This window comes from Agrobacterium sp. (assembly GCF_032092815.1).
In the GTDB taxonomy this organism is placed as follows: domain Bacteria; phylum Pseudomonadota; class Alphaproteobacteria; order Rhizobiales; family Rhizobiaceae; genus Agrobacterium.
This window is the reverse complement of the sequence record NZ_DAMDBP010000054.1, coordinates 1-12,087: the sequence shown is the minus strand read 5'-3', so window position 1 is coordinate 12,087 and position 12,087 is coordinate 1. Positions and strand designations below refer to the sequence as shown.

13 protein-coding genes are annotated in these 12,087 nt (G+C 56.1%); 9 read left to right on the top strand and 4 right to left on the bottom strand.

Annotated elements, in window-relative coordinates:
- The 4 genes from RT613_RS21330 to RT613_RS21315 form a co-directional block, all read left to right on the top strand.
- Positions 1-2,334 (top strand): efflux RND transporter permease subunit (locus RT613_RS21330; RefSeq protein WP_313618388.1); only part of this gene is annotated, 2,334 nt, incomplete at its 5' end.
- Positions 2,335-2,623: 289 nt separating this feature from the next.
- Complete coding sequence (locus tag RT613_RS21325) at positions 2,624-2,878, top strand: hypothetical protein (protein ID WP_313618387.1); 255 nt, start codon at positions 2,624-2,626, stop codon at positions 2,876-2,878.
- 101 nt (positions 2,879-2,979) lie between these two features.
- On the top strand, positions 2,980-3,183 hold the full coding sequence (locus RT613_RS21320; protein ID WP_313618386.1) for a hypothetical protein: 204 nt from the start codon (positions 2,980-2,982) through the stop codon (positions 3,181-3,183).
- A complete protein-coding gene (locus RT613_RS21315; protein WP_313618385.1) occupies positions 3,180-3,575 on the top strand; it encodes a hypothetical protein in 396 nt (131 codons plus the stop codon). The genes RT613_RS21320 and RT613_RS21315 overlap by 4 nt, the downstream gene beginning before the upstream one ends.
- 426 nt (positions 3,576-4,001) lie before the next feature.
- On the opposite strand, the gene RT613_RS21310 is transcribed toward RT613_RS21315, so the two are convergent.
- A complete protein-coding gene (locus RT613_RS21310) occupies positions 4,002-4,622 on the bottom strand; it encodes a helix-turn-helix transcriptional regulator (RefSeq protein ID WP_313618384.1) in 621 nt (206 codons plus the stop codon).
- 302 nt (positions 4,623-4,924) lie between these two features.
- Between RT613_RS21310 and RT613_RS21305 the strand changes: the two genes are divergently transcribed.
- From RT613_RS21305 to RT613_RS21295, 3 genes are read left to right on the top strand one after another with little or no spacing between them, the layout of a single operon-like run.
- Positions 4,925-5,173, top strand: coding sequence for a hypothetical protein (locus tag RT613_RS21305; RefSeq protein ID WP_313618383.1), 249 nt, complete (start codon positions 4,925-4,927; stop codon positions 5,171-5,173).
- Positions 5,170-5,445 carry a hypothetical protein gene (locus tag RT613_RS21300; RefSeq protein WP_313618382.1) on the top strand — a complete coding sequence of 92 codons (276 nt, stop codon included), beginning with the start codon at positions 5,170-5,172 and terminating at the stop codon, positions 5,443-5,445. Before RT613_RS21305 ends, RT613_RS21300 begins: the two co-directional genes overlap by 4 nt.
- Positions 5,442-6,230: a hypothetical protein gene (locus RT613_RS21295; protein ID WP_313618381.1), complete on the top strand. Its 789-nt coding sequence runs from the start codon at positions 5,442-5,444 to the stop codon at positions 6,228-6,230. Before RT613_RS21300 ends, RT613_RS21295 begins: the two co-directional genes overlap by 4 nt.
- 170 nt (positions 6,231-6,400) lie before the next feature.
- Here the strand turns inward: RT613_RS21295 and RT613_RS21290 are convergent, their stop codons facing one another.
- The gene (locus RT613_RS21290; protein ID WP_313618380.1) at positions 6,401-6,823 is read right to left on the bottom strand and encodes a hypothetical protein; all 423 of its coding nucleotides are present in this window, start codon (positions 6,821-6,823) and stop codon (positions 6,401-6,403) included.
- Positions 6,824-6,976: 153 nt separating this feature from the next.
- Here RT613_RS21290 and RT613_RS21285 point away from each other — a divergent pair, with 153 nt between their 5' ends.
- Positions 6,977-9,502 (top strand): CHC2 zinc finger domain-containing protein, encoded by a 2,526-nt coding sequence (locus RT613_RS21285; RefSeq protein ID WP_313618379.1) that lies wholly within the window; start codon positions 6,977-6,979, stop codon positions 9,500-9,502.
- Between the two features lie 4 nt (positions 9,503-9,506).
- Here the strand turns inward: RT613_RS21285 and RT613_RS21280 are convergent, their stop codons facing one another.
- Positions 9,507-9,887, bottom strand: coding sequence for a hypothetical protein (locus RT613_RS21280; RefSeq protein ID WP_313618378.1), 381 nt, complete (start codon positions 9,885-9,887; stop codon positions 9,507-9,509).
- A gap of 174 nt (positions 9,888-10,061) precedes the next feature.
- On the opposite strand from RT613_RS21280, the gene RT613_RS21275 reads away from it, so the two are divergent.
- Positions 10,062-10,859, top strand: coding sequence for a glycosyl hydrolase 108 family protein (locus RT613_RS21275; RefSeq protein WP_313618377.1), 798 nt, complete (start codon positions 10,062-10,064; stop codon positions 10,857-10,859).
- Positions 10,860-11,346: 487 nt separating this feature from the next.
- Here RT613_RS21275 and RT613_RS21270 read toward each other — a convergent pair whose 3' ends face one another.
- Positions 11,347-11,835, bottom strand: a complete 489-nt coding sequence (locus tag RT613_RS21270; RefSeq protein ID WP_313618376.1) for a flavin reductase — start codon at positions 11,833-11,835, stop codon at positions 11,347-11,349.
- Positions 11,836-12,087: the final 252 nt, after the last annotated feature.

Here is a 12,087-nt window from a genome sequence, read left to right as displayed (position 1 = left end):
TCCAGCCGTCTGAATGGCCAGCCAACGGCAGCCGTTGGTATTCAGCTATCCTCGACGGGCAATGCCGTGGCAACCTCTGCCGCCGTACAGGCCAAGATGGTTGAGCTGTCGCAGTTCTTCCCAAGCGGCGTTGAATACAAGACACCATATGACACCAGCCCGTTCGTTTCCGCGTCGATCAACAAGGTGATGTCGACGCTGATTGAGGCCGTGGTGCTGGTGTTTGTGGTGATGTTCGTGTTCCTGCAGAACTTCCGCTACACGGTCATTCCCACACTGGTGGTGCCGGTTGCGCTGCTGGGGACTGTTGCCATCATGTATGCGACCGGGTTTTCCATCAACGTGCTGACGATGTTTGCCATGGTTCTGGCCATCGGCATTCTGGTGGATGACGCCATTGTGGTGGTTGAAAACGTCGAGCGTATCATGGCGGAAGAAGGACTTTCGCCCAAGGCCGCCACACGCAAGGCCATGAAGCAGATTACCGGTGCCATCCTCGGCATCACGCTTGTGCTTTCCTGCGTGTTCATTCCCATGGCGTTTTTCCCCGGTTCCACCGGCATTATCTATCGCCAGTTCTCGCTGACCATGGTTGTGTCGATTGCCTTTTCGGCCTTCCTGGCGCTGTCGCTTACCCCTGCTCTGTGCGCCACCTTCCTCAAGCCCATCAAGAAGGGCCACCATGAAAAGAAGGGACTGGCCGGCTGGTTCAACCGCAACTTCGACGGCCTGACCAACCGCTATGTCAGCGTGACCCATGGCATGGCAAAACGCGCTGGCCGCATGATGGTGATCTATCTGGCACTGGTGGCCGGCCTTGGTTACCTGTTCATCAGCCTGCCATCGGCCTTCGTGCCGGCGGAAGACCAGGGGTATCTGATTGTCGACATCCAGGGTCCGCCGGAAGCCAGCGCCAACCGCACGCTTGCCTCGGTGGAACAGATTGAAGCGATCTTCCGCTCTGAACCTGCGGTCAATGACATCGTTGCCATTCAGGGCTTCAGTTTCTCTGGCAGCGGTGCCAATGCGGCGCTGATGTTTATAACACTGAAGGACTGGAGCGAACGTGGCGATGGCAATTCGGCACAGGACATTGCCGACCGTGCGAACATGCAGCTGTTTGCCCTGAAGGATGCAACCAGTTTTGCCCTGTCGCCTCCGGCCATTGACGGTTTTGGTGCCACGGGCGGTTTCTCCTTCCGTCTTCAGGACCGTAATGGTGTGGGCCAGGCGACACTTGCCGCCGCTGCCAGTGACATGATGGCCAAGGCCAGCCAGAGCCCAGTTCTTGCCGGCATGCGTGTGGAAGGTCTGCCGGATGCCGCGCAGGTGCTGTTGGTCATTGATCGTGAAAAGGCCAACACCTTCGGTGTCACCTTCTCTGACATCAACAACACCATCACCGCCAATCTCGGCTCATCCTACATCAACGACTTCCCGAATGCCGGCCGCATGCAGCGCGTTATCGTGCAGGCGCAGGATCGCAACCGCCTTCAGGTGGAAGATTTGTTGAAACTGAACGTGCGCAATGCCAGCGGTGGCATGGTGCCGCTCTCCTCCTTTGCCATTGCACAGTGGCAGAAGGGTTCGCCGCAGATCGTCGGTTACAACGGTTATCCAACCGTGCGTATTGCCGGTGAACCGGCACCGGGCAATTCCTCCGGTGTGGCAATGGCGGAAATGGAACGTATTGCCAGCGAAATGCCAGATGGTATCGGCTTTGAATGGACCGGCCAGTCGCTTGAGGAAATCAAGTCCGGTTCGCAGGCACCGTTCCTGTTTGGCATCAGCCTGCTGTTCGTGTTCCTGCTTCTGGCGGGCCTCTACGAAAGCTGGTCGATTCCGCTGTCCGTCATCCTGGTGGTGCCGCTTGGTGTCATCGGTTCCGTGCTGGCCGTCATGGCAGCCGGCATGCCGAATGACATCTACTTCAAGGTGGGTCTGATTGCGATTATCGGCCTGTCCGCCAAGAACGCGATCCTGATCATCGAATTTGCCAAGGACAATTATGCCGAGGGCAAACCGCTGCTGGAATCCGCCATTGAAGCTGCAAAGCTGCGTTTCCGCCCGATCATCATGACCTCGATGGCCTTTACGCTTGGCGTTGTGCCGCTGGCCATTGCATCGGGTGCCAGTGCGGCAAGCCAGAACGCCATCGGCACTGCCGTTCTTGGTGGCATGATTTCGGCCACCGTGCTTGCGGTGTTCTTCGTTCCGGCCTTCTTCGTGTTCGTTCTGAAACTTCTGAAAACGAAACGCCCGGAAGCCGACGACACTGAAAACGAAACGACACCTGCAACGGCATCCGCACAGGCTGCTACCCACCAGCACTGAACCCAATAACCGCCCGGGTGCCCCCAGCCGGGCGGTTATGCCCCACCCCGTCACCTGCGCGGGGTGGGGCATCCTTTTTAAGGCCGATCTTGGCTTATTGGCGTCAGTGAAGACACGTCGCTGATAACAGCCAATCTTTCCCGTTACGTGCCGCATATCATCACCAATTAGGCAACATCGCGCCCTGTTGATGGCCTGCCTGTCGAGACCGGTTTTGCGACGGGCGCGGATTTTCGCAGGCAACCATATCGGGGCTAGTCTGCTGCTCTTGCAACAACATGGCAGCGGAATGATGGATGAAGTCACCAGAGGCGAACTTGAAAAGCTTCATGGGCGGATCAACGACATGAGAGAGCGGATTGTGACGCTGGAAGCCCAGCAACCGCACATCAATGCGGCACTGCTGCGCATTGAAGGCAGTGTCGGCAAATTGGCAGACCGTATCCGCAACGCGCTCTGGGCCTTGTTGTTGCTGGTGCTTTCGCCGCTCGCCGTTCTGCTGGTCAAAGCCTTCGCCTCTGGCGCCCTGTCGAGCCATCTCTAACTTCAATGAAAGTGGTCACCATTTCGCCGAGAACGCTTTAGGTTCGCCACAACAACCATCCCTGCCCGATGCTGCCGCCATCATCCAACAAGGTGGCAATCATGACATTCGTTTTCACGCGCATCTTCCTGCGTTACCTCGCGGCAATCCTTGTGACCAAGGGGCTGATTGCCCCTGATATGGGCCACATCCTTTCCAGCGATCCCGATCTCGCCACAGCGCTGCATCTTCTGGCCGGCACGCTCGCCGCCCTTGCGGCGGAAGGCTGGTATTACCTGGCGCACCGCTTTGGATGGGCAAAATGAAGTGGCTGACAGATCTGTTGCTTGGCGGTGTGGTGGAAAAATTCACCACGCCGCTTCTTGCCGCCTATCAGGCGCGGCTCATTGCACAAACGGACAAGGACCGGCTGGCGGCCGAACAGGCAATCAAGAGCATTGAGGCTGCACGCGACATTGCCGTGATCGAGGCTGCCGATCGCTGGAGCGCCACCCGGGTTGGCCGCTGGCTGATTGTCGTGCCGTTTGGCCTATGGTGGGCAGCGATCTATCTGATCCAGATCATCAACCCGTGGTTCGGCCTTTCGCTGGTGGTGGTCGATGTGCCAAAACATATCAATGACATGGCGCTGGTGCTGATCCCGGCCATTGTGATGGGTGATGCCGGCGCATTGCTGGCTCGTCATTTGAAACGATAGCGGCGCCAAATTCCCATCAACGATATGGCTATAGCACTTTTCACAACACGTGCCGAAACGCAGCACAACAGCAAGCGGAAAACCGCCAATAAACCGGAGATATCCAACTCAAAAATGTTGACATCGCAACATTAAAATGTGATTATCACAACATCAGGAAAACGATGGGTTGGGGGCTGAATACTCCGGACTTTGCGAAACTCCTTCAGCCGGTGCCAGTCGTTTTCCTGACATATCTTCCACCAACACCACATCATCCGTGATCTGTTCGAGCTAGCCTCGTATGGAACGAGGTTGAATTGACGATCTGCCGTGCCTCCTTGGCACGGAAAGCTGATCGCCATCGCCTGGCATCAGGTCATAGTCAGACCATTGCGCGTGTCATACAACAGCGCAGTCACTCACCTCACCTTTGGCTATGTTACGTTACGGTAGCAGCACGATGATCGGGGTTGCGGTGGCGAGATTGGCATCTTCGATCTTGCCTTGCGGCGAAACCAGATCGGCCTCACCGGTTTTACGAGCGCGCTCGACCCTTGCCAGGATCTGTTTGCCATCGCGCAAACCACAGACCGACAATGCGCCGATTGCAGCGGGATCAACGCCCTCTGTCTGGCTGAACAGCACAACTGCATCATCCCAGATGGCCAGAGAACCGGAGGACGCGCGGATCTGTGCGGCAATAATCTGCCTGTTGTAATGACCGCCTGCGGCAAGCTGCGCCTTTTCGATGATTGGCTGCGGCAATGGGCGTGGTTCGGGCAACATTTGCAGTGTGCCGCTTTCATCAATTGTGGCGGCCAGCAGAATGCGCGCCTGTATGGCATCGGCATCGGTGGTGATACCGGCATGTTTGATCACATCAGAGACCGAGACGCCGAGAAAGATGGCGATCTGCACGGCCTCTTCCATCTTCATCTTGCGGCTACCGGAAAATGTGCGAGACACCGCAGAGGGATCGGAATCCAGATGGCGGGCCAGTGCGCGCAGCGATTTGCCCGTGTCCTTCAAGCGGTTGTGAAACCATTCGCCATCAATTTCGGCCATAAATTCTCTCTCGAATGCGCAACGTTATGCATATGTTGCAAAATTCACAACATTTTGCAAGAGCATCGGTATATCCTTATGTTACCTGCGGGATATACACCTCGGCATCTCCAGCGGATATCCGCCCGATATCGGAGGCAAACTGTCGAAAACCCGATGTTTCCGATATTCCTATAGCGCGTTACGCGCCGCTGCAGCACCATCAGGATTTTTTCGTTCTTTCTGTTGTTACCTGTTGACGTTGCGTTTATCGCAACATAATGTTGATTTCAACAACATTTGATTTGAACATGATGGACCGGATGAGCAATCAGCCACGACCAGACACAGCAAGCACAGCGATGCGCCAGCCACTTCTGTCAATGCGCCAGCAGGCGGAATTGATCGACGGGCTTGTCGGACGCTGTGTGATGTCTGGCGGTTCGGCAGCGGCTGAGACCATTCTGATCATTGATGGCCATACGGTCGAAAATCTGGTGCATCTGGCAAACCGTCTGCGGCGCTTCTCGCCTTACGAATACCAGATTGAACAGATGGTGGCTGGTCGATGAACAACGCCGTTTTCCCATCCCCTCACACTGATATCGAGCGCTTAACAGGCTGCGAAGCCAGAGCAGCCAAATCCAAGATCCATGTCGCATGTCAGGCCTTGAGCCGTGACGCCACATGCCGCGAGCGCCGCCACAGGCAGGTTCGCACCGGCATGTTGGCGCGACCATCCGCTTCGCAAAGTCCCCAAAACGGCAACGCACCAGACAGTCAGGCGGCATTTGTCCGCATTGGGCGTCTGGTAAGGGCCGCCAATCAGGGTGCTTTACAATGAATATCTTCATCAAGAAACCGCAGTTCACCAGCTACCGCAACAAGTCCAATCCGGAAGACCGTTTTCCAAGCTGGCAGTCCTTTGCGCAGATCGACAAGGAGCGCGCCCAGACGCTGTTTGATTATCGTGACGGGCGGTTGTTCTGGCGTTCCATGGTTGGACGTCGGCGGCCGGAAGCTGGCTCGGAACTGATGCGCAAAACCACGGGCGGCGACCCGGTCTGGGTGATTTCGCTTGGCAGCCGCCACGAAATCCGCCGTTATATGCGCAGCTATCTCGTTTGGAACTGGCATTATGGCCGCACGGATCGCATCTTGCGGCCGCTGGATGGCGACCACCTCAACGACCGCATCGAAAACATTGCCTTTGCTGGCCCTTTGCCAGTGGAGGAAGGCATCACGCCTGCCCTTGCTCCGACACCTCATCTCGCTGAAAGCAGATATGGGGTGAATTGCCCCTGCTGCGGTGCCGGTGTGCAGGTCATGACCGCAGATCTGGCAATCCAGGTCTATGGCATTTCCGACCAGCAGGCCCGCATTTTGCGCGCCATCTGGGGCGGCAAGGGAAAACCGGTGCAGATGGAGCGGGTATTTTCGGAAATGTATGCCGATGACCCGGATGGCGGCCCCACCCATGAGAAAATGTATCTCGCCTTCAAGGTGGCGATGTCGCATCTGCGCACCAAGCTTGAGGGCTCCGGTATTGCGGTTGAAACGGTGGGATACCGACAGGGGTACCGGCTTGTGCTGGGTGATCGGGCGACATCGTCGGACAGCACGGCCTGAGTGGCTTCCCCTCCACGTCATCCTCGTCCCTGTGGCGAGGATCCAATCACGCCAGCCAAACATGTGGCGCTTGCGGATAGGTGGTTAGATCCAAGGGACAAGCCCTGGGATGACGCCAGAGAGGAAAGTCAGCGGAGCAAATCGGCGCGGTGGAATACGTCTGCGATCACTCAGACCAAAGGCGTTCCCTTTTCCCAGAAGTCACGCACCTTATGCCACCACGTCACTGTTTCCGGATGCATCCATGGCAGGAAATCATCCGGTTTGGTCGTGTTGTGCAGGTTTTCGTTCTGCAAATCTTCGAGCAAGCCGACAATTGCCGCTTCCTTGAGGTACTGGCCGCCTTGGGTGTGCCAGTCTTTCAGAACTTGAAAAACAGCGGTAAAGCGCGATGTGTCACCCGCCTCCAAACACCAGATCAAATGGCAGGCGAATTCCCCGACAACCAAATAGGTCAGCGCCTCTTCTTCCGGTTTATGTTCGCGCAGCAGCCTTTCCCATCTCTCACGAAAGGTGGGGTCGGCCAGCAACAGCGGCTCAAACATGGTTGAGTGGTGAATTACCCAGGAGTTGTCATGATCGCTTTGAGACATAACTCTTTTTGTCCCACCCTCGGCCGGGCTGCAAGTCCCTCGCTTAAAACCCGCAAACCACTTTGCCCTCAAAATATTTCGCTTGTTGTGGCTTGCGTTACGTCGAATACGTTGCGATAATCACAACAAATTTCAACACGAGTTACAACATACATGTCATCTGATGTCGAACGGCTGCGCCGCGACGTGTCGCTGTCTTCTACCGTGGCGAGCTACGGTTACAGGCTGCAGCGCAACGGCCGCGAATATGAAACCTGCTGCCCGTTCCACGCAGAGAACACGGCATCCTTTACGATATATGCCGGACAGGATGGCATAGAGCGGTTTCACTGCTTTGGCTGCGGTGAACATGGCGACGTGCTGGATTTTGTGCAGAAGGTCAAAGGCGTCAGCCTGCCCGAGGCAGTCTGTATTCTCGGTGGCGATAACAACGGCTCCTTGAACGCCCGACCGAATATTGCAGCGAAACCTCCTCTGGCGCAGGACATCTATGCCAGCATAGAGCGGATAGTGCCGCCTGCCCGCGCTTTGCTGCCCGGCCAGCCTGTGCGGCTTTATAATCCCAAACGCCGGGGTGAACGATCGGAATGGGGCAGCTTTGCGCCGTCCATGGTGTTTCCCTATCGCTGCGCGGACGGCTCGCTAATGGGATATGTGCTGCGGCACGATCTTGCCAACGGCGGCAAGGAGACACCGATGGTAATGTTCGTGCGCCTGCCCGACGGCACAAAAACCTGGTGCCGGTTTCCCTTTGCCAAACCACGGCCGCTTTATGGCCTGCATGAATTGTCAGGCAGCGGCAGCGTGATTGTCGTGGAGGGCGAAAAATGCCGCGACAGGCTGCACCAGGCGACAGACTATACCGTGGTGTCATGGGCTGGCGGCACGCAGGGTACCAAACACACCGACTGGTCGCCGCTTGCTGGCCGCGACGTTGTGATCTGGCCCGATTTCGATCCACCCGGTCTAAAAACCGCGCAGGACATTGCCGCACGGTTGACGGGCCTTTCCGCGCGGGTGCATCTGGTTGGCTTTGCCAATGCCGATGAAGCCTCCGACAAAACGCTGTTTACACCTGGGCATTGGCAGGCAGGCCTTATGCCCCGCCGTGGTTGGGACAGCGCCGATGCGGTGGAAACCGGTTGGACAAAGGCGCAATTGAAGACGTTCATCACCAGCACCAAACGGCCGTTTCAACCCTCTGCGCCTATACCGGCAGCGGACATCCCACCAGCGCCACAGAAACAGGCGATCAAACCGCAGGTGTCACCACGCGGTGCTGACGGCATTGATGATATGCCAGAGCAGTTTCCGCCACAGATGTATGGTTCTGAAGTGTGGCTGGCGCGGGAATTCCAGCAGGCGTTAAAACAGGCCTGCGGCGGCGATATCGTGCGGTCTGAAGGCAGGTTCTGGGCCTTTGGCCCTTCCGCCTGGCGGCCCATACCGGAGCAGAAAATCCGCCTTGCCATGCATGCGTTCGATGCCATTGGCATTGGCGCCAAGGCCACGCCGCTGAAACTTGGCAAACGCATGATCGATGGCATTCTGACCGAGCTGGGAACTCGTGTTTGCGACGATGACTTTTTCCAGCGGCCGGTTATCGGCATTAATGCCAAGAACTGCACGATAACCCTTGATGACAGTGGCAAGGTGATCTGCCGTGACCATGATCCGCAGGACCGGTTTCGTTTCACCATCGATGCCGAATATCACCTGCATACCGACAGCAAACCGCCGGAAGGTTCACTGCTGCACCGCCTTCTTTACGGCGCCTTCAAGGGTGATGCCGATGCGAGCGACAAGATCAACCTGATTTCGGAAATGCTGGGGGCAGCTGCCTTCGGTCTGGCAACCCAGGTCAAGCAGCCCAAGGCCTTCATTCTGCTGGGCGAAACCGTCAGCAACGGCAAATCCACCATTGCAGCGCTGTTTCGCGCATTGTTGCCAGACGGTGCCGTGTCCTCCATCTCGCCTGCCTTTTTCAACGATGAGAAACGCATTATCAACCTTGCTGGCAAGGCCGCCAATGTGGCGGATGAATTAAGCGCTGCTGCCATTGCCGGTGAGGAATTCAAGGCGGCGGTGACCGGCAACCCGATTGAAGGCCGCAGCCTTTATAAAAACGTGGTCAGCTTTTCGCCGCGCGCCCTGCACTGCTTTACCACCAACACCCTGCCGCGTTTTAATGGCGGCATTGATCGTGGTCTGCGCCGTCGCCTGGTGGTCATTCCGTTCAACCGCACGATCCCCGAAAACGAGGTGATTACCGATATTGCCAAGCGTATTCAGGCCGAAGAGCTGGATCTGCTGTTGGGTTTTGCGGTGGCTGGCGCCATCCGGCTTAAAAAGAATGGCGGTTACTCCCTTCCTGAAAGCTCAAAAGAGGCGCTCAATTCCTGGCTGCTGCTTGATCCGCTCAATGAGTGGTTCGATATTCGTGTCGTACCCTCGCCGCATGAACCGCAAGGCGGCTGGCTGCGCACCAGCCGGCTGTTTGAAGACTTCAAGACCTGGGCTGTCGATCAGGGCTACAAGGAAAGTTTCCTGCCGCCGGTCAACACCTTTTCCCAGAGGCTCAAATCCATGCCGAACATCCAGCTGAAACGCTTCAGCAGCGGCATGGTGGCACAGGGCGTGACGCTACAGGGCGGCACGTGCTACGGCGATGTGCTTTGAAGGCTTATTCGATGGAGAGGCTGAAGCTGCACTCGCCCCGACTGACCCATTCTGCGCGCATCAGGTAAAACGACAGTTTGAAGGTTTCACCCTCCTTGGATTCCATTGATCGCGTCGTCGGAAATCTCGAAAATTCCGAGGCATAACCCGGCTGTGAACTGGTCTGCATTTCCACCCCGCAATCGGCAGGGGTGGAATCAAGTGTCAAATTCACGGTTCTGGCGGTCGATGGTCGGATCAGGAAAGACTTGATATCGCCACCGCTCAGCGTGCCCTTGAATATCTGGATTGGCCCTCCCGCCACGATGACCTCTGTTGCGGGCTCCCTTGCTTCAACGGAAAAGGAAGACAAAGAAAGCGCAACGAGCAGCAAGATTGGGCGCATAAAGTTCTCCTGAAAAGTCACCCTGCGCAGATATGGTCAACAATAGCCAGCGAATTCGTGTTCCCATGGCCCGATAGCATCGCGGCACGACCAAACTCCACCCCGGCCATGCCAACGGCACAACTGTGTTGGGCAAAAACTGTCGCGTTTTCATCAATTCAGGGAAATCGCGATATGGCAAAAGACAATTATAGCGCATGCTTGGCATTTACGCTGCAGGCCGAGGGTGGTCTGTCCCGAGATCGCAAGGACCCCGGCAACTGGACCGGCGGCAAGGTCGGGGTCGGCACTTTCAAGGGCACCAAATACGGCATCTCCGCCGCCTCCTTTCCGCATCTCGACATCGCCAATCTGACGCTTGATGACGTCAAACCCATTTACAAGACCCGCTATTGGGATGCGGTGGGTGGTGACAGCCTGCCGGCCGGTGTTGATCTGGCGGTGTGGGATTATGGCGTCAATTCCGGCCCGTCGCGGGCGCTGCGGGAAATTCAGGCAATTGTCGGGGCAAAAGTGGATGGCAGGCTCGGGCCCGAAACCATAACCAGGTCGGCAACCGCTGGCGTCAAACAGATCCAGATGCTGTGCGCACGCCGTCTCAGTTTCATGCGGTCCTTGAAAATCTGGAACATCAACAAAAATGGCTGGTCAGCCCGTGTTGCCAAGGTGGAAGCCAAGGGTGTCGCCATGTTTCTGACTGCCACCGGCACCAGTGCCTCGGCGCGCAAGGTGCTGGCCAGTCAGGGACAGAGGGCCGGAGACAAGGCTGCCACACAGGCTGGCCAGGGCGCACTGGTTGGCACCGGCGGCACCGTTACCGCGGCAACCGGCCTGCCCTCCTGGCTGGATTTTACGCTGGCAATGGTCGGGGTTGCGCTCGTGACGCTCGCCATTTTGGCGCTTTACCGCAGAAACAGACAAAGAGCGGATGCCTACCGCGCCGAGGCGGAAAACCTGAACGACGCGGCCTGAAATGTGTTCATCGGGGCTGGCCATGAGGCTCCAGACCTGTCGGACAAGCCCGTGCGGCGCAAATGCAGCAAATCATAAAAAAGCGACGCGACGATAGGCGGCTCATCGACTGCACATCCGGCTACCTGATATGGCATTGGCCCATAACGAATGAGCCGCTTCGGTTTCCCGAAACGGCTTTTTCGTGATCAAAAATGAATGTCAGTGTAATCGAGTCAGTGCTTATTATAATCGGACACTTCCCGTGGCCACTGTGGCCAATTTCAGTCGTCCCCTGAAACAAGGCCATTGAAACCGACTATTAGCCAATCGTCAAGTAAATTTCCTTCGCAGATGCGGTATTTTTTGAAGATTTTTCACTTTTGCAGCAAAAATATTCGAATTAATTATTTAAATTCAAATACTTATATTGAAGCAAAAAAATCATGCAACCATAGAGGTTGCACACATAATGATCACACAATGTTCACATTGCTGCCCAAAACTGTCAGGAACCGAGGTAATTACGGTTAAAATACAGTAGCGGCTCACCCGGTTTTCCGAAGTGGATTGCTTCGACCTGTCCCAAAAGAATCAGGTGGGTCGACATGGGTTTTACATCGACAATATTACAATCAAACGACACCAGCGCGTCGTCCAGAACAGGCGCGCCGGTGGCCAGGGTTGACCATTTTGCCAGCGTAAATCTGTCGTCATCGGACAGGCCTCCGAAGCCGGCAAAGGCATCAGACAGGTTGCGGTGGCGCAAGCCAAGGCTGTTTAATGCGAATTTTCCGCTTTTCAGGAAAATTGCGTTCTTTTCATTGCCGGAATTCAGGCAGGCCAGCACGGTTGGCGGATTGTCCGATACGGAACAGGCAGCGGTAATCGTCACGCCGCGTCTGACGCCATCATGCTCGGTGGTGATGAGCTGAACATGCCCGGCATATTGCGCCATGGCATTGCGGTAAACATCAACGGCATTAGATACAGTCAAAAGAAACTCCGTGCGTTAAATCTGTCCGTGTGGCGTTGCATGCCACGCTGACGACCGCGATTATGTAGCTGAACAGTTACATTTTTGAAAATCCCGAACAATTTCCGATGAAACATTGTTCGCAGCAATATTTTTCCCTTTTTCCGTGCGGCTGACATGTTAAACAACACGCACATAATATGGATTACTCGTTTTCAATGCTGACAAGCCGCATTCTTTTTCTGGTCGCATCTGTTGCGTTTGCGCATGCCG

Coding starts and splice junctions, on each gene's coding strand:
- RT613_RS21290 (WP_313618380.1), bottom strand. CDS start 6,823: ATGTCTCAAAGCGATCATGACAACTCCTGGGTAATTCACCACTCAACC.
- RT613_RS21325 (WP_313618387.1), top strand. CDS start 2,624: ATGATGGATGAAGTCACCAGAGGCGAACTTGAAAAGCTTCATGGGCGG.
- RT613_RS21295 (WP_313618381.1), top strand. CDS start 5,442: ATGAATATCTTCATCAAGAAACCGCAGTTCACCAGCTACCGCAACAAG.
- RT613_RS21285 (WP_313618379.1), top strand. CDS start 6,977: ATGTCATCTGATGTCGAACGGCTGCGCCGCGACGTGTCGCTGTCTTCT.
- RT613_RS21275 (WP_313618377.1), top strand. CDS start 10,062: ATGGCAAAAGACAATTATAGCGCATGCTTGGCATTTACGCTGCAGGCC.
- RT613_RS21280 (WP_313618378.1), bottom strand. CDS start 9,887: ATGCGCCCAATCTTGCTGCTCGTTGCGCTTTCTTTGTCTTCCTTTTCC.
- RT613_RS21320 (WP_313618386.1), top strand. CDS start 2,980: ATGACATTCGTTTTCACGCGCATCTTCCTGCGTTACCTCGCGGCAATC.
- RT613_RS21300 (WP_313618382.1), top strand. CDS start 5,170: ATGAACAACGCCGTTTTCCCATCCCCTCACACTGATATCGAGCGCTTA.
- RT613_RS21315 (WP_313618385.1), top strand. CDS start 3,180: ATGAAGTGGCTGACAGATCTGTTGCTTGGCGGTGTGGTGGAAAAATTC.
- RT613_RS21305 (WP_313618383.1), top strand. CDS start 4,925: ATGAGCAATCAGCCACGACCAGACACAGCAAGCACAGCGATGCGCCAG.
- RT613_RS21310 (WP_313618384.1), bottom strand. CDS start 4,622: ATGGCCGAAATTGATGGCGAATGGTTTCACAACCGCTTGAAGGACACG.